The following is a 16,542-nucleotide window of genomic DNA, read 5'->3' as shown; positions in this document are numbered from 1 at the left end:
TCGTGTCTGTTCTTGTGTCCGGGTGACCATGGTTGAATCCGAAATCTGTTTGCGGGAAGAAGGCTCCGTGCTGCTGGTCCATCCCGACTATGAGGGCCAGGTAACTGTTGACTGGTTCCGTCCTGAGTTCTGGGGGGCAAAGGCGCAGCCGGTTAGCAGTGGAGGGCGCGGCGGAGCCTGGTTCATCGATACCGGGGCGGGGCGCGTCGTGCTTCGGGAATACCGCCGTGGCGGTCTCGTCGCCCGGATTTCCGAGCAGAATTACGTCTTCTCCCGCGAACAGGATGTCCGTTCTGTGGCCGAGTTTCGTCTGCTGAATCAGCTCGTCAACATGGGGCTGCCGGTCCCGAGACCGGTTGCTGCATGGTACCGCAAGGTCCCGACGTTCCAGTACCGGGCCGCAATCATTATTGAACGCCTGGACGGTACAACGCCATTGGCCGAGTTGATTCCGATCCTTGATCCCTCTGACTGGCAAGTGATTGGGAGAACCGTCCGTCGCTTTCATGATGCCGGCGTGCGCCACGCGGACCTGAACTGTTTCAATGTTCTGGTGAGAGACGGTACCTGCTTCCTGATTGATTTTGACAAGGGGCGTATCATGCCGCGCCAGGCGCCAGAAAAGTGGAAGGCGAGCAACCTCGAACGCTTTGCCCGTTCGATCCGGAAGGTGGCGGGCGAGTCGGCCCTGGCGAGGGTATGGGATTCATTTTTGAACGGATATAACGGGAGCCAGAACTCTTGAGCGATCAGCAGCAAAAACGTGCTCTGCCAGCCATTCTTTGTCTGACAGATGCCTGTGACCGCCCTGAAACCGAGTTGTTTATCGGTTTGAGAAACGCCGGGTTTGATGTGGATGTCATGTGTAACCCCAAGGGGCGAAACTATCAGCGGCTGGTGGATGAGGGGCTGGTTGCCCGGCCCATGGCGTTGCAAAACCGCTTTGACAAAGAGGGTACGGCGGCTATCCGGGAGCAGTTGGCTCTGAAGCACTACGAGGTTATTCATGCCTTCAACCCCAGGTCGCTTGCCTGTGGGCTGCGGGCTTCCAAGGGTACCGATATCCGGATTGTGGCCTATCGGGGGGTGATCGGGAATATCAGTTTCCTTAACCCCGAGTCCTGGATAACCTTCCTGCATCCAAGGGTCAGCAAGATCGTGTGCGTGGCAGATGCCATCAAGGACCACCTTGCTGATGAGGTCCGTTTTCTCTGGATGCGCATTCCGGAAAGGAAGCTTCAGCGAATCTACAAAGGCCATGATCTGCAATGGTATCAGGACCCGCCCACCGACCTGAGCCAGTTCGGGGTGCCAGAGAACGCCTTCGTAGTCTGCTGCACCGGGCGGGACCGGCCCCGGAAAGGCTTTGATGTGCTTGTCCGTGCGATTGATGAGTTGCCTGATGATGTCGAGGTGCACCTGCTTCTGGTTGGTGACGTGATCAACAATGAAGAGCTCAAATCCCAGATCGCCGGAACCAGGCACCCGGAGCGGATCCATTTCACCGGTTATCGACAGGATGCGCCGGGCATCGCAGCAGCAAGTAATGTTTTTGTGTTGCCATCCATTGAACGGGAGGGTTTGCCCAGGGCGGTCATAGAAGCCATGGCATACGCTGTTCCACCTGTGGTCACCCGGGTAGGCGGAATGCCCGAGTTGGTCGAAAACGGTGTCAGCGGCCTGGTAGTGCCGCAAAAAGACGCCTCTGCACTGTCGGCGGCCATTGAGAGGCTGTATCGGGATCGTGACCTGCAGGAACGGATGGGGGCAGCCGCAAAAGAGCGGATCGCAACTCGGTTCCACACCTCACAAACCGTTCGCGAGACCGGTGAGCTTTATAAATCCTTGACCGGCAGAGACTGAATGCGTCGATTTCTTTTTTTCGTCAATCAGCCCTATTCCTACTCGATTCTCCGACCACTGCAGGAGGAGATTCGACGTCGTGGGCATGAAGCGGCCTGGTTTGTCGCAGGGTGTACTACCGATCCCCTCAGGCCCGATGAGCGCCGCCTGAAAACGGTGCGGGAGGTGATGGAGTACAAGGCGGATGCCACCTTCGTGCCCGGTGACTGGGTGCCGTACTTTTTTCCCGGAATCAAGGTTGAGGTCTTCCATGGAATGGCGAGGAACAAACGGGGACACAGCAGTGAGGACGAGAGCGATCATTACCGGATACGTGGCTGGTTTGACCTTTACTGCACCCATGCGGAAAAGGATACCGCTAAGTTCCGGGAGCTGGCGGGAGAGTATGGGCACTTTGCGGTAGCACACACTGGCTGGCCAAAACTCGACCCCCTGCTGTCCCGGTCGGTCCAGGGGGCCCGGGAGCGACAACCGGGTGAGCTGCCGGTTGTTTTTTACGCGTCAACCTTCAGCCGCTCCGTGACTTCAGCGCCCGATCTGGTCGAAAAGATCGGCGAGCTGTCGCGCAGTGGCCGCTGGCGGTTTATTGTGACTCTGCACCCGAAAATGGATCCGGCAGTGGTGGAGCGTTATCGGCAGCTGGCAGGCGAAAACCTGAGATTTGTGGAAAGTGATGAAGATCTGCTGCCGATATTGCCGGAGGCGGACGTCATGCTTTGCGATACTTCTTCCATCATGTTCGAGTTCATGTTCCTCGACCGCCCGGTCGTTACCTTCAGGACGAAAATGCCCGGTCCCTACCTGATCGACGTGGATCGGATTGACGACGTTGAGCCTGCACTGGCAAGGGCGTTGGAGTATCCCGAAGACCTGATGGCAGCCACCCGGTCGCTCTGCGAGGACCTGCACAGTTACCGAGATGGTAAATCCAGCGTTCGTGTGCTGGATGCCGTCGAGAACTTTCTGGTAAACCAGCAGGCAGACTTGCGACCCAAGCCAATGAACCTGTTGCGAAAGCTCAAAGTCAGGCGTCGGTTGCGCAAAGAACTTACGAAAATGCGTAGTTCGAGATGACTCTGAACGTCTTTGTAGCCAGTACGCCCCTGCAGCTGATCAGCTGCGCTGAAGCCCGTGGCCATTATAGGTGCCCCGATGAGTCCTGCCTGCTGGTTATTGCCCGGCCGGATAACAGGGTAACCGAAACACAGGTAGCATTCCTGCTTGAGCAGCTGGGGTTGCAGGGGGTGCAAACCATCTATCTGCGCAAGAGCACTTTCTATTTGCGCCTGAGTTCCGTATTTCGGCAGTTGTCAGGTCGTCAGATCGACCGTCTTTTTATTGGCAACCAGTCCAGCTGGATTCATGAGGTATTCTATCTCGGGTTGTCCTGGAAACAGTTGGTGTTCGTTGATGATGGGCTCGCAACCGTCAAATATTACCACGCAATCCACAGCGAAGGTCTTGCCTCCAGGGTTACCGCCGATAAACGGAGGCTGTTGGGCAGGCTGGGTATCCATTTGCACCGGGTTGTTCCGGATCGCGTCAGCTTCTTTACCTGCTTTCCCCTGGAGAGCTCTGACAAGGTGGATGTTGCGACTCATGACTTTCCGGTGTTTCGTCAGACGTTTCAGCCCGAACACGAAGGAAGGCAGGGGGCTCCCCTTGTGGGTTTTATTGGCCAGCCGTTTGGTGGTGAAGACCGCCTGACGCAGATGCAATCCCAGGTGCGTCATGTAGTTGAACGGCATCCGGGAGCGAAGATTGTCTACTTCATGCACCGCAAAGAACGGCGTCGCGAGCTGAAGCAGGCTTTGCTGGGCCTCCCCATTGAGCTGCGCTCTTCACCCCGCTGGCCCATTGAAGTTGAAGTGGCGCTTTCCCGTGAACCCTATGTGGCGTTCTACAGTTTTACCTCAACGGCGCTGTTTACCCTGAAGAAGATTTTTCCGGAACTTCCCGTCTACCAGATTGATGACGCCATCCTTGCCGCAAAACTCCCGTTTTATGACGAGATCCAAAGTATGTTCCGGGGCATCGGCGTGGAGACAACCCGGCTCTGACGAGGGGGCTCACACGCCAGCGCTGAGCTAGCTTCCGGTTCCCTTGTCTTGCGACGGGCGACCGAGGGTCCACAAGCCGGCGTATTTGTTGAAGGTCACCTGGGCGTAGGTGACAGCCGTGAGATACCCCACCGCCCCGTCGAGAAAACCGAACCGGATGAAATAGACCTGGATAAAGGTCATCAATCCCCGCAGGGTTGGATAGATCATGGTGCGGGTTTTCTTTCCTCTTCGATGCTTTTCCAGCGAGCCGAGCCAGGCATATTTCGCGCTCTTCTCGAGTGAATGGCCAAAGTCCCTGTGGGTGTAGTGGGTAAGCCGCCCCCTCAGGGTTCTGATCTTGCGCCCCTCTGGAATCAGGATTCGCTCGTGCACCAGGGCATCGGAGAAGCGCACGCCCTCGCGACGGAACAGGCGCAACGGGGCTCGCCCGCTGCGGCCGAAATCCAGGCGTTTGCCGTAAATGGTGACCGCCCAGGGAAGCTTGTAGGCGTCGGCGTCGGGATCCGCCAGATGATGGTTGATCTCCCGGGCAAGCTCTGGCGTGATGCGCTCGTCAGCATCCAGGGAAAGGACCCAGTCTCCTGTCGCTTTGTCCAGCGCCCGCTGTTTCTGGATGCCGAAACCGGGCCAGTCGGTGACTTCGACAACGTCGGCATACTGCCTTGCGATTTCAACAGTCCGGTCAGAACTGCCGCTGTCCAGGACAATGATCTCATCGGCGACCAGTCGGGCGGACCGCAGGCAATCGGCAATATGGTCTTCCTCGTTCATGGTGATGATGGTGGCAGACACCTTGGCGGTGCGTTGCCGGTAACAGGAGGCGCGCAGCTCGGTAAACAGGGCCGAGGCGAGGCCGGCGGTTGCCAGCAGGTAGAACGTCAGGAACAGGCTTCGGTCGAATGTGGCCTCCGTAAGCCCGAACATCAGATACCCGGTCGACACCATGGTTCCTGCAACGGCAATGTGGGCTGTCGGGGCATGCTGATTGAACAGATTGCGGGCAAAGACGGCCATGGGTATGAAGATCAGGAAAGCCCAGCTCAATATTCCCGGCAAACCGCTCATGGCGGCGTTGTTCAGCAGGTCATTGTGGGCATGACCGGTGCAACACTCTCCCACTCTTTGGCTCAATTCACCCGATGCCACGGCCGCTTCGGCTCCCCGGGTAAAGCCCCCCATTCCGGCACCGGTGAAAGGATCCTCGAGGAACATGTCCCAGGCCAGTCCCCAGAGCTCGAGTCGAATTTCCAGGGATTTGTCCAGTTGCTCACTGCCCATGAGCTGATCGAACGAGCGCGATAGCCTGTCACTGCTGACGGTCGTCGTGATTACAAGGACGGCAACGACGACAGCACCGGCGATGCGCCACTTTTTGGCCAGCAGTGGCAGCAGCAAGAGCAGGAGGAAGGGCAACGCCACGAGGTTGCTACGGGTTTCCGAAAGCATGGAGACGATCACCGCGCCCAGGCCGAGCAAGAACGCCAGTATGGCCGGAGCATATCGTTTTGTGCGCGCGAAGAAAAAACCGCCCGTCAGGGTGAGCATGCCACCGAGCAAGGCAATATTGCCGAAACTGATCGGATTGATGCCTGCGCCAAATCGGATACTCAGCAGTTTCTCCAGGGCACCGTTGCGGTCGGCCAGGGCAAGAAGGAACATGGCGATCACCGAGAGCGACACCAGCGCCAGGGCAAGAAAGGTGCTCCGGGCCCTGACGCCCGCATAGGTGAGCGCAACGACCAATGGCCAGAACAGGATAAGGCGGGCATGGGTGCCGAGATTTTTGCCGCCTTCGTAACTGAAACCTTCCAGGGCCCAGGAACAGAAGCTCACCAGCGCAAAGAACCAGAAGGCAAAGTGAAGCAGTCTCAGCTCCTTTGGGACTTCCCAGCCTGATCGATACAGGGACTTCCGCACTGTCAGCGCGATCCCTGCAATCGCCAGCAGCGCTGTGGCGCCGGCGAGGATGCTGGAGGAAACCAGGGCTCCACCGAGGCCTGTCATGAGCAGCGCGGGCAAGACGATTTGTGGTAGGCGTGTCATCTGGGCTTCCATCGGTCCTGGTTAAAACTGGTGAGCTTTTAAAGTATCTTGATCATCCGCGAAGCAAGGCTCATGTATTGATGAGTGCCCTGACGGTCATGAATGCGGTTCAGCACACCCGGTTCGGGTTGTAGGGATTGATCTCTCCCGGCGGACGGTGTCGCATCCGTTTGTATTCCCACTGGTATTGCTCGGGAGACAGGCGCACGACTTTTTCGACCGATTGATTCAGTGCCGTGGCTGCGACAACCGGGTCGGCATCGCTCATACGAGGCTCGGCTTCGGTCACCACGATGCGGAAGCCCTGTCCCTGCGGGAGGCGTTCGGCATAGGTCACAAGTGCCTGTGCGCCGGTTTTCTGGATGAGCTTTCCTACCAGGGTCATGGTTTTTACTTCCATGCCGAAAAACGGAGCAAATGCATTGGTTTTGCCCCGCGGGGACTGGTCGGGAAGAATACCGGCTACGCCACCCTGTTTGAGAATCACCATCAGGCGCGTGAGGCCGCGCCGGTCGCCGCGTACCAGCTCAGAGCCCAGCCGTCCACGTACCCGAATCATGTAATCCTCGAATTCCGGCAGGTGAGGTGGGCTGTAAAGGGCGGCCATTCTGTAGCGTGAGGAGAAATACAGCCCTGCCAGCTCCCAGTTGCCCAGGTGAGGTGCGAGCAAAACGAGGCCCCTGCCGGAAGCCAGCGCCTGATCCACGAGCTCCAGGCCTCGGGTTTCCCTGACCAGTCCCAGACACTTGTCCACCGGCCACTCCCACATCAATGGGATCTCCATCAGTGTCATGCCGGTATGGGCCATCGAGTCTTTTGACAGCCGACGCTGCTCGGCGGCAGAGAGCCCGGGCAGGCAAATGGCAATGTTGGTATCGGTCACCTTCCGGGACTTGGTCGGAAGAATCCAGGCGATCAGGCCAACGACCTTGCCAAGCCTTTGCGCCATGCCCAGCGGCATGGCGCCAATGATGCGGAGCAGGCCGGCAATCAGAAAGTACTTCAGCTTACTCATGTTCTGCCGTACAGGTCCTCTAGTCGAACAATATCGTCCTCGCCCAGATAGGAGCCGGACTGGACCTCGATCAGTTCAAGGTCAATGACGCCTGGGTTCTCCAGTGAGTGAACCTGGCCGACAGGAATGTAGGTGGACTGGTTTTCGGTGACCAGATAGGTTTTATCACCGTTGGTTACCTGGGCCGTGCCGCTTACCACAATCCAGTGTTCTGCGCGGTGGTGGTGCATCTGTACCGACAGTTTGGCGCCTGGCTTCACGGTAATCCGCTTGACCTGGTAACGCTTGCCATTATCGATGGAATCGTAGACACCCCAGGGGCGATATACTTCCCGGTGATTCATGTGTTCGTGCCGGCCATCGTTGCGAATTGCCTCTACCACCTTCTTGACGTCCTGTACCCGGTCCTTGTGAGCAACCAGCAACGCATCCTTGGTTTCGATGATGACCAGGTCTTCCACACCAACGGTGGCTACCAGACGGCTGTCTGCGCGCACGAGAGTGTTGCTGGTTTCATGGGCGATAACATCCCCGCTGAAACTGTTGCCGCGCTCATCTTTGTCGCTGACTTCCCACAAGGCCGACCAGGAACCGATATCGCTCCACCCGGCATCCAGCGACACCACGGCCGCATCCCGGGTTTTCTCCATCACCGCATAGTCAATGGAATCTTCGGGGCAGTCGGCGAAGACACCTGCATTGATCCGGGTGAAGTGGAGGTCCTGGCTGGCATCTTCGATGGCTGACCGGCAGATGGCGAGGATGTCAGGACGGTGTTTTTCCAGCTCCCGGAGGTAGCGGCGGGCGCCAAACAGGAACATGCCGCTGTTCCAGAGGTAGTCCCCGGACGCCAGGTAGGATCTGGCGGTATCCAGATCTGGCTTTTCCACGAAGCGATCGACCGCAAAACAGTCGGGGGCCAGTTCCGAGCTGCGATGGATATAGCCGTATCCGGTTTCCGGGTGCCCGGGTACAATGCCGAATGTTACCAATCGGCCTTGCTCCGCCAGGGGCGTGGCCTTGGAAATGCCTGCCTGGAATGCAGCAACATCCTGGATCAGGTGATCTGCGGCCAGCACCAGCATGAGGGGATCGTCCGCATCGTCCCCGGCATCCTTGACCATCTGCAGTGCCGCCAGGGCAATGGCAGGAGCGGTGTTGCGACCGCAGGGCTCCAGAATGATCCGGGCATCTTCAAAGCCGGACTGGCGCATTTGTTCCGCTGCGAGAAACCGATGTTCCTCGTTGCAGATAAGCAACGGATCCGCCGCTGCCATGCCGTCCAGTCTGGCCACCGTCATTTGCAGCATGGACAGCCGCTCATCCGTCAGCTTCAGGAACTGTTTGGGATTCAGCTGTCTTGAAAGAGGCCAGAGGCGGGAGCCGGTGCCTCCGGCCATAATGACGGGGTGTATCATGGGTTTGCTCCGGGGATTGGGTTGGTCCAGCATCAGTCTAGTCAGTGGCCACGGATTCTATCACAGGCACTGTGCTTCGGCAGGCCAGGTGTTGCTCTCTTGTTAAGCGTATGGCTGTTTTGAACTATGAAATTACCGTTATCTGTCTACTACATCACCCAAAACGAGGAAAAACGGCTTCCCGAGTCCCTTGAACGGGTCTGTGACTGGGTGGATGAAGTTATTGTTGTGGACTCGGGCAGTACCGACAACACGCTAGCGATAGCGGAATCGTTCGGTGCGAGAGTTGTTCACCGGCCCTGGGAAGGTTTTGCGTGTCAGAAGGCCTACGCAGCCAGCCTGTGTCGAAATGAATGGGTTCTCGACCTTGACGCCGATGAAGTCCTGTCGGAGCAGCTTGTGGCCAATATCAAGGCGCTTTTTTCTGCACCGCTTCCTGAAGACGTCGCAGGCTATCGGATGCGCTGGGTATTGTGCCCACCCAATCCCGGGCATCCGTTCCGTCACGATAAGACCAAGAAAATTCTGCGCCTCTACAATCGCTCAAAAGCCGCTATCCAGCCGGAAAAAGGCAGCAATGACGACCGTCCAAAGGTAGTTTCGGGCAGGGTTCTTGATTTGAAAGGAGACGTGCTGCACCGCACGCTTGTCTCTCTGGAGCAGATGGAGCGGAAATACTGCCAGTTGTCTTCAGAGCAGGCGAGGTATCTGGCCGCCAAGGGGCGGAAGATCTCTTCGCCCCGGTTATTCGTGGAATTTCCGCTCAAGTTCCTGAAGTACTATCTGATTCACCGGCAGATTCTTAACGGCTGGTTCGGGCTGAGTGTGTCGATTACAGCTGCCAATCGCAATTTCATGCGTCTGGCCAAGGCCAGAGAAATACAGATGCTGGCAGAGCTGGAGACACCGAAGGCTTCCGGTGCTCAGGTGCGGGGTACGCCATCCCGATAGACCTCAAGGGTGGCTTTCGCCATGGCCGTCAGGGTCAGGTGTTCCCGGGCATAGTCGAAGGCCGGCTGTTCCAGCTGTCGCAATTCCTCAATCGCGCTCAAGGCCTTGATAAGGAGTGCCGATATGGCCGCGCGGCTGTGATCCGCGGCAATGGCCTCTTTGGGCAGGATTTCGGTGCAGCCCGCCACCGGGGTTGATACAACCGGACAGCCTGACATCAGTGCCTCCACCAGGATGTAGGGAAAACCCTCCCGATCGGAGCTGATTACCAGCAGATCCGCCTGCTCGAGAGGCGGCATCAGATTGGTCAGATAACCCGGAAGAGAAATGTACTCGCCGCAATCCAGTTGGTGGATCTGCTCAATAAGCGAAGCTCTCTGGCTGCCATCACCGAAAATGGTGAGGTGAGCAGACGGGAAGCGCTCCACCACCTCTGGCCAGCTCGAGACAAGGCGGTGGAATCCTTTTACAGACTCGAGTCGACCAGCTGCTACCACGTTGATGGCGGATGGAAGCCGGTACGCGTCAGCCCGTGATGACGTGTTATCGCGTGGCTTCACGTCGATCCCGTTATAGACAAGGAATTTCCGGGGGTGGGTGAGGCTCTGATAGACCGGTGTACTTACGGCTATGACCTTGTCCAGTGGCAGGAACGGCTTTTCGGTCGATTTGCTGCCGTGAACGGTTCCTGCTTTCTGGCAGCCGGGCGGCAATTTCAAACGGCTCACCAGGGTGGCAGCCTTGCTCCCCTGGGCGTGGACGACTTCCGGATGTAGCGTGCCGACTATCCGGCGTATCCGGTACCTGAGCCAGGGGTTTCGCCTGCCCATGTGCATAGGGCAGGGGTGGAAGGACGATCGTCCACTGAAATGTGTCTGGTACGACGGGTGGGCCAGAACATGGACGTCGTGGCCGAGCGCCGTGAGGGCGCCGGCGAGATCGGCCGTGTGTTTTTCCATGCCGCCCCATCCGGTGCCCGGCGTGGCCAGAACCATCGCGATAATCATGGGCGATGGTGCTGCTCGAGAACTTGTCGGTAGATCTTGAGCGTCCTCTCCGTTTGCGCCTCCAGTCGGAACCGGTCCGGAATCACAATGTCATGCTCCGGGATCTCAAGAACCTTCTGAACCGTGTTGGCGAAGGCTTTGGTATCGTCCGGAGCGACCAGGCCCTCCCGGAAGCAGGCCTGAAGTGTTTCGGCCGCACCGCCCCGGTTGTAGGCGACGACCGGGGTGCCCGAAGCAAGGGCCTCGGTGACGGTCCGGCCGAAGGGCTCGGGTTTGGTGGACATATGGCAGACGACGTCAGCGAAGAGGTACAGGCTGTTCATGTCATTGCGCTGGCCCAGGAAGGTCACCTTGTCGGTGAGGCTCAGGCGACTGCGCTCCCGTTCCAGTTCCTCCAGAAAACGCTCCTTACCCGGTTCGGCGCCCCCGACGATGATGCCATGACAGTCCGAGCGCTGGCGGACCAGCTGGTTCATCATGGCGAGGAAGTCCAGCTGGCCCTTCCAGCGGGAAATACGGCCGGGCATCATGACTATTTTCTTGCCGGCCAGCTGGGGGTAACGCGATAAAAAGTGATCCAGCCACTGTTGGCTCAGAGCGCGGTTATGAAATGCACCCACATTCACTCCCCGCTGGATCACCGTCAGCTTGTCTGCAGGTACGTGGAAGTTTTTTATCACGTAATCCTGCACACAGTGGGAAACCGCGATGACATGATCCGCCCTGGTCATGATGGCGCTGTAAGGGTTCACTGAGTACATGCCGTGAAAGGTGGAGATCACGGCCGGGCGCTCCTCCTCGGGCAGGCTTTTCAGGGCCAGGTGGATAATCCAGGCGGGCATGCGGGAGCGAACGTGAATGATGTCCGGTTTCAGATCCTGAATCAGCTTGCGCATGGGCAGAATCTGCCCGAGCGAAGCCAGCGATTTCCGGTGGATCGGCATGTGTATATGGATGGAACCCTGCCCGCGCACCTGTTCCGCCATCGGGCCACCATTGGAAACAACGTAGGACTCGTGCCCACGCCGAACCAACTCGGCCGCCAGATCGACAGTGCCTCGTTCAACGCCACCGCTGTATAGTGCTGGCAGTGCCTGGAGAATTCTCACGCTGACTTTCCTTTGTCCGATGTTGGTTTGCCGGTCAGGAACCGTTCCAGAACCCATCTGGCCGCCCTGTCGGCCTCCCAGAGTTGACGAGCCGAAACCGTGTGTCTCGCCATGACGCTGCGGTGGTCGCTCCAGTGGGCGACAAGCCCTGACCGGGCAAGTCGGTTGACGCCTTTGGCAACCCGACTGTCTGGTCGTGCAGGCAGGTCCAGAAGGCCGGTGGGAACACCGGAGGTGGCCGCCTCGCACACCATGGACATGCTGTCCGGGGTTGTCCATACCGCCCGTGACGCGGACAACTGATGGCGGAGCCAGTTTTCGTGGGTGGATTCAGAGCTCAGGACTGTGACCCTGGGCGCCGCCAGCTGCTGCAGTCGCTGTCGGGTCGCCTCCGGTGTGCGCCGGGAATCGCTGATGGTCCATCGCCAATCCGCGTAGCGGGCGATCAGGTCACCTATCTGGGCCAGAATGGCGTCGTCGTCCCAGTCAAAATGCGGTGAAGGTCCGCCAACAAGGATCAGGGCCTCTCGGTTGGCGGTCAGTCTGGCCAATGGAGTGATGGTATTCATCACGCCCTCTGTGACCAGAACTCTGGAAGACGGTTTGATGTCATCGTGTGCCGGAACAATTGCGCCGTCCACCCAGGAGAGCGGGAAACCGGGTTTCATGATGACCAGGGTTCTGGCGTTGCCCAGGCGTCTGAGTGAGAGTAATAGTGGGTGGGTGCCGGTGCCGGCAGCTACGATCAGGTCCGGTTCCGGCAGGTCGGAGGGCAGGGCCGGTGCCATTCCGAACAAGGCACGCCAAAGCGGTACCCGGAAACCGGTTGCTTCCAGCCAATACAAGCCTGCGCCGGTGTGCGCGCGCAATCGGTTGCCCAGGCCTTTCAGCTGGTTTCTGTGGCCTGGCTTGCCATCGGTTACCAGCCAGATGACCGGGGTGGCTTTTTCAGAATCGATGCTCAAAGGCCGCACCTAGTTCCGTTTCCGGCCATAGAAGCCCGGATCAGCCGGGTCCGGGCGGGTCTTGAAGCGCCGGTGCATCCAGAGGTACTGGTCCGGCGCCTTGCGGATTTCCTGTTCGATGATCCGGTTGATCCGGGTGGCATCCTCGAGATCATCCGCGCCGGGGAAGTCCTCCAGTGCCGGGTGGAAATAGATGTCATAACCGGGCTTGTCTTCACGTCGGAAGTGACTGAATGGCACGATCCTGCATTGGCTGCGCTCGGCAATCCGTGAGGTGGCCGTGATTGTCCCGGCGGGAATGCCGAAGAACGGGGCAAAAACGATATCCTTGCGACCGTAGTCCTGGTCGGTCGCGTACCACACCGCCCGGTTTTTCTTCAGGCTACGGAACAGGCCGCGAAGATCCTTGGCGCCCAGAACGGTCCCGTAACGCCGGCCACGGGCGCGGGTCATGACCGCATTCATCAGCGGATTGTTGTGATCCCGCTGCATGACATCGGCCTCGATGTACTCGGTCACGAGGCTGCCACCGAGGTCCAGAGTGCTGTAATGGCCACCCAGCAGCAATACTCCATGGCCGGCTTCCAGCGCTTCTTCGAAATGTTCAATGCCATGGATGCGGGTAATGCCGGTAAGTTTTGCCGGATCCCGGAACCAGGCAATGCCCAGTTCCAGCAGACCAATGCCATTGGCGATGAACGCTTTGCGTACCAAAGCTGCCTGCTGTTGTGCCGTCAGTTCGGGAAAACAGAGCCGGATATTCACCTCGGTTATGTGACGACGGCTTCGGGCGAGCTTCCACGCTGCCAACCCGGCCAGTTTTCCCAGCCACCACTGAAACCGGATCGGTAGCTGGGCGACCAGCCACATCAAGCCGATAGCCAACCAGGTGGGCCACCAGCGTGGATGCCGGTAGGCGGAGTAGTCCGTGTTGCGTGGCAGTTTGCGGTACTTCTTCTTCAAAACAGGGAACCTTGCATCGACAATGGGTGTATCCGGGGGCAGTATGCGGCCCCTTGACGATTTTTGCGCTATGATAACGCACTGTTTTGCCGGGAGTCCTGCGTGTTTCAATTTCTCTATTCCCAGCTCATTCGTCTGATCCTGCCGTTTGTCCTGCTGCGACTCTGGTGGCAGGGGAGGAAAGCGCCAGCCCTGCGTCAGGATCTTGGTCATCGTATCGGACTGGTTCCCAGAATTCCCGGGACCGTGGTCTGGGTCCATGCGGTCTCCGTGGGTGAGACCATAGCCGCGGCTCCGATGGTTCGGCGCCTGCTGGTGCGGGACCCGGACATCACTATCCTGATGACAGCCATGACCGACACCGGCCTTGCCCAGGCTCGCAAGATGTTCGGCGACCGGGTTCGTTATGCCTACGCCCCCTACGACACCCCCGGTTCTATCCGTCGGTTTCTCAACCGTTCCCGGCCCCGGATTCTGGTAATCATGGAAACCGAGATCTGGCCCAACATGATCCGTCAGACCCGGGCACGGGGCGTTCCGGTTTTCCTGATCAATGCCCGGTTGTCAGAACGTTCGGCACGTGGCTATGAACGGATTCGGAGCCTGGCGCTGCCGATTATGCAAAGCATCAGCTGGGTGGCTGCACAGGCCGAAAAAGACGCCGAGCGTTTCCGGCGTATCGGCGTCGTGCCGGATAAGGTGGAGGTGACCGGCAGCGTCAAGTTTGACGTGGATATTCCCCCGGATGTCCGGCAGGCAGCCAGGGATCTTCGGGGCCGCCTGGCAGGGCGGCCGATCTGGATCGCAGGCAGTACCCACGGTGGAGAGGATGTCCAGTTGCTGACCGCTCACCAGGAGTTGCTGGTTGCTCATCCGGATGCGCTTCTGATTCTGGTGCCGAGGCATCCCGAAAGGTTTGATTCGGTGGCCAACAAGGCGGTTTCCCGCGGACTGACGGTCGCCAGGCGATCCCGGGGTGAGGATCCGGCAAGCGCTCAGGTTTATCTGGGGGATACCATGGGCGAGCTGATGATGCTGTATGGCGTCAGCGACATTGCGTTTGTGGGCGGCTCCCTGATTGAGCGGGGCGGCCACAATCCTCTGGAACCTGCCGCATGGGGAATTCCAGTCTTTTCCGGCCCCCACGTGTTCAATTTCGAAACCATCTATCAACGCTTGCTGGACGACACGGGCGTCCGAATCGTGGCCAATGCCGAGGAGTTGGCAAGCTTCCTGATTTCCCTGTTCAGTCACTCCGCCGAGCGAGAGGCCATCGGCCGGCGCGCATTGTCAGTAGTGAACAAGAATCGGGGGGCGTTGGAAAAAGTGGTCGAGGGAATTATTGAGAGGGTCTGAGGAACGCGGCGGGCAGCGTGGCTGCCCACCATCACCGGACGAACCCCTTACCGGGTAGGATCGTCCAGGGTCTGTTCCTCGTTGGCCAGGGCTTCGATGCCCGGAGCTGTCTCGCTCAGCCAGTTGTTCAGGTCTGCCAGATCCTGTGGGCTGAGGGTGCCGGCGGCCTGCTTCAGTTGCAGCGTATTGATTACGTAGTCATACCGCGCATTGGCGTAGTCACGCAGCGCCACGTAGTAAGCACGTTCCGCATCCAGCACCTCCACGATATTCCGCGTACCGACTTCATAGCCGGCCCGCGTGGCGTCCAGTGCGCTGCGGCGGGAAATGATGGTCTGGGACAGGGCCGAGGCAGTTTCAACATTGTTGTTCACGGTCAGGAACAGGCTGCGGGTGCTGACCCGGACGTCCCGGCGAACGGTGTTGAGCTGTTCCTCGGCTACGGTAACCAGCGAACGCTGCTGGCGCACGCCCGCCTGGGTGCCGCCACCGGTATACAGCGGTATGTTCAGCTCCAGGCCGATCACCCCCTGTGTTCCTTCGAACTGGTTGGGGCTGCCACCGTCAATTTCGTTATCGCCGTAGGAGGCCGTCAGGTCCAGGGTCGGATAGTGCCCTGACTTGGCCACTTTCAGATTGGCCTCGCTGGCATTCAGATCGTACAGCGCCGACTGGATTGACCAGTTCTGCTCCAACGCCGTGGTTTCCCAGGCCGAGGGGTCCATCGGCTCGGGACGACCGAGCGGGAAGTTCCGGCGCAGGTTCTCCAGATCCTCCGGGTACTCCCCGGTCAACCGTGCCAATTGTTCCTTGGCGACATTGAGCTGATTCTCCGCAGCAATTCGCTGGCTTTTGGCGTCATCGTAGCTGGCGCGAGCCTCATACACTTCGGTGATCGCAATCAGGCCAACGTCAAACCGCTCCTGCGCCTGCTCGTACTGGCGCTGGATCGCAGCCTCGGTGGCCAGTGCCGTTGTCACGGTATCCTGTGCCCGGAGCACGTTGAAGTAGGCTGTCGCCACATCCAGGATCAGCTGTTGCTGTGCCAGATTGTACTGTGCTCGCGCGGATTCGGTCTGGAACTGGCTGGCGTCGTACCGGAACCAGGAGTCGGCGCGGAAAAGGGGCTGCGTCAGCTGGACGCCGTAGCTGGTGGCCTTGTAGCTCTCGTCCTGGATCTCGCCATCCAGGTCGGTATGGTTGGCCTCGCCGAACGCGCCCGCCTGTGGCAGAAGTGCACTCTTGCTGACATCGCTTGCGGCCTGTTGGGCCTCGAAACTCGCTTGGGCAGCAGCGATACCGGAATCGTAGGAGAGGGCTTTTTCATAAGTGTCGATCAGGTCGATGGCGAATCCCGGTTGGGCTGCCATAACGCCAATCAGTCCGGAAAGCAGTCGTTTTTTCATTCGTTCTCCTGAATACCTGTGCACGTGGGCGTCAGTCCGGGACGCCCGGTAACCGGTCGCACAGCGCTGTCAAACCCCAGTTTGTGCATCCGGCGGGCTTATGGTCGGCCATTATGGACAATAAATCCCTTGGCCTCTACACTTGCAAACGTCACACATTTTGTGTGCTGAACCGAATTTCAATCGCGTCTTGACGGGGTGCTGGCTTGCTCGACTATCGGGTGGCCGGCTGAGATTGCAACGCAGAACCCGCGACCTGATCCGGATAATACCGGCGTAGGGATTAAGACCAGATGACCCGAAAGCAGTCCTGTCCACGTGGCCACGACTGCCCATGCAGGCTCCGTCATACGCGACCCGAAACCCAGTCCATCTACCGGGAG

14 protein-coding genes and 1 riboswitch are annotated in these 16,542 nt (G+C 58.9%); of the genes, 6 read left to right on the top strand and 8 right to left on the bottom strand.

The genetic code is table 11. The annotated features are described in order from the left end of the window. The first annotated feature begins 28 nt into the window (after positions 1–28). From MD273_RS16645 to MD273_RS16630, 4 genes are read left to right on the top strand one after another with little or no spacing between them, the layout of a single operon-like run. Positions 29–745, top strand: a complete 717-nt coding sequence (locus MD273_RS16645) for a 3-deoxy-D-manno-octulosonic acid kinase (RefSeq protein WP_239038936.1) — start codon at positions 29–31, stop codon at positions 743–745. Beyond that, the gene (locus MD273_RS16640) at positions 742–1,863 is read left to right on the top strand and encodes a glycosyltransferase family 4 protein (protein ID WP_239038935.1); all 1,122 of its coding nucleotides are present in this window, start codon (positions 742–744) and stop codon (positions 1,861–1,863) included. Before MD273_RS16645 ends, MD273_RS16640 begins: the two co-directional genes overlap by 4 nt. After that, the gene (locus tag MD273_RS16635) at positions 1,864–2,937 is read left to right on the top strand and encodes a CDP-glycerol glycerophosphotransferase family protein (RefSeq protein WP_239038934.1); all 1,074 of its coding nucleotides are present in this window, start codon (positions 1,864–1,866) and stop codon (positions 2,935–2,937) included. Beyond that, positions 2,934–3,923 (top strand): polysialyltransferase family glycosyltransferase, encoded by a 990-nt coding sequence (locus MD273_RS16630; RefSeq protein ID WP_239038933.1) that lies wholly within the window; start codon positions 2,934–2,936, stop codon positions 3,921–3,923. Before MD273_RS16635 ends, MD273_RS16630 begins: the two co-directional genes overlap by 4 nt. A 27-nt stretch (positions 3,924–3,950) precedes the next feature. Here MD273_RS16630 and MD273_RS16625 read toward each other — a convergent pair whose 3' ends face one another. The 3 genes from MD273_RS16625 to MD273_RS16615 all read right to left on the bottom strand — a co-directional run bounded on the left by MD273_RS16625 (position 3,951) and on the right by MD273_RS16615 (position 8,402). Continuing rightward, on the bottom strand, positions 3,951–5,969 hold the full coding sequence (locus MD273_RS16625; RefSeq protein WP_239038932.1) for an O-antigen ligase family protein: 2,019 nt from the start codon (positions 5,967–5,969) through the stop codon (positions 3,951–3,953). Positions 5,970–6,078: 109 nt separating this feature from the next. Next, positions 6,079–6,984 carry a lysophospholipid acyltransferase family protein gene (locus tag MD273_RS16620; protein ID WP_239038931.1) on the bottom strand — a complete coding sequence of 302 codons (906 nt, stop codon included), beginning with the start codon at positions 6,982–6,984 and terminating at the stop codon, positions 6,079–6,081. Next, complete coding sequence (locus tag MD273_RS16615; RefSeq protein ID WP_239038930.1) at positions 6,981–8,402, bottom strand: mannose-1-phosphate guanylyltransferase/mannose-6-phosphate isomerase; 1,422 nt, start codon at positions 8,400–8,402, stop codon at positions 6,981–6,983. Before MD273_RS16615 ends, MD273_RS16620 begins: the two co-directional genes overlap by 4 nt. A 126-nt stretch (positions 8,403–8,528) precedes the next feature. On the opposite strand from MD273_RS16615, the gene MD273_RS16610 reads away from it, so the two are divergent. Beyond that, positions 8,529–9,353, top strand: a complete 825-nt coding sequence (locus tag MD273_RS16610; protein ID WP_239038929.1) for a glycosyltransferase family 2 protein — start codon at positions 8,529–8,531, stop codon at positions 9,351–9,353. Here the strand turns inward: MD273_RS16610 and MD273_RS16605 are convergent. From MD273_RS16605 to lpxL, 4 genes are read right to left on the bottom strand one after another with little or no spacing between them, the layout of a single operon-like run. Continuing rightward, on the bottom strand, positions 9,326–10,360 hold the full coding sequence (locus MD273_RS16605; RefSeq protein WP_239038928.1) for a glycosyltransferase family 4 protein: 1,035 nt from the start codon (positions 10,358–10,360) through the stop codon (positions 9,326–9,328). The genes MD273_RS16610 and MD273_RS16605 overlap by 28 nt on opposite strands. Further along, complete coding sequence (locus MD273_RS16600) at positions 10,357–11,469, bottom strand: glycosyltransferase family 4 protein (protein WP_239038927.1); 1,113 nt, start codon at positions 11,467–11,469, stop codon at positions 10,357–10,359. The genes MD273_RS16605 and MD273_RS16600 overlap by 4 nt, the downstream gene beginning before the upstream one ends. Next, a complete protein-coding gene (locus tag MD273_RS16595) occupies positions 11,466–12,443 on the bottom strand; it encodes a mitochondrial fission ELM1 family protein (RefSeq protein ID WP_502846070.1) in 978 nt (325 codons plus the stop codon). The genes MD273_RS16600 and MD273_RS16595 overlap by 4 nt, the downstream gene beginning before the upstream one ends. Further along, the gene (lpxL, locus tag MD273_RS16590; RefSeq protein ID WP_239038925.1) at positions 12,444–13,397 is read right to left on the bottom strand and encodes an LpxL/LpxP family Kdo(2)-lipid IV(A) lauroyl/palmitoleoyl acyltransferase; all 954 of its coding nucleotides are present in this window, start codon (positions 13,395–13,397) and stop codon (positions 12,444–12,446) included. Between the two features lie 102 nt (positions 13,398–13,499). Here lpxL and waaA point away from each other — a divergent pair, with 102 nt between their 5' ends. Continuing rightward, positions 13,500–14,753 carry a lipid IV(A) 3-deoxy-D-manno-octulosonic acid transferase gene (gene waaA, locus MD273_RS16585; protein ID WP_239038924.1) on the top strand — a complete coding sequence of 418 codons (1,254 nt, stop codon included), beginning with the start codon at positions 13,500–13,502 and terminating at the stop codon, positions 14,751–14,753. A 47-nt stretch (positions 14,754–14,800) separates the two neighbouring features. On the opposite strand, the gene MD273_RS16580 is transcribed toward waaA, so the two are convergent. Further along, positions 14,801–16,159 carry a TolC family outer membrane protein gene (locus MD273_RS16580; protein WP_239038923.1) on the bottom strand — a complete coding sequence of 453 codons (1,359 nt, stop codon included), beginning with the start codon at positions 16,157–16,159 and terminating at the stop codon, positions 14,801–14,803. Positions 16,160–16,343: 184 nt separating this feature from the next. Beyond that, a riboswitch (TPP riboswitch) is annotated at positions 16,344–16,459 on the top strand. The last annotated feature ends 83 nt before the right edge of the window (positions 16,460–16,542 follow it).

It is taken from the genome of Marinobacter sp. C7, assembly GCF_022343555.1.
In the GTDB taxonomy this organism is placed as follows: domain Bacteria; phylum Pseudomonadota; class Gammaproteobacteria; order Pseudomonadales; family Oleiphilaceae; genus Marinobacter.
This window is presented reverse-complemented; position numbering and strand designations above follow the sequence as displayed.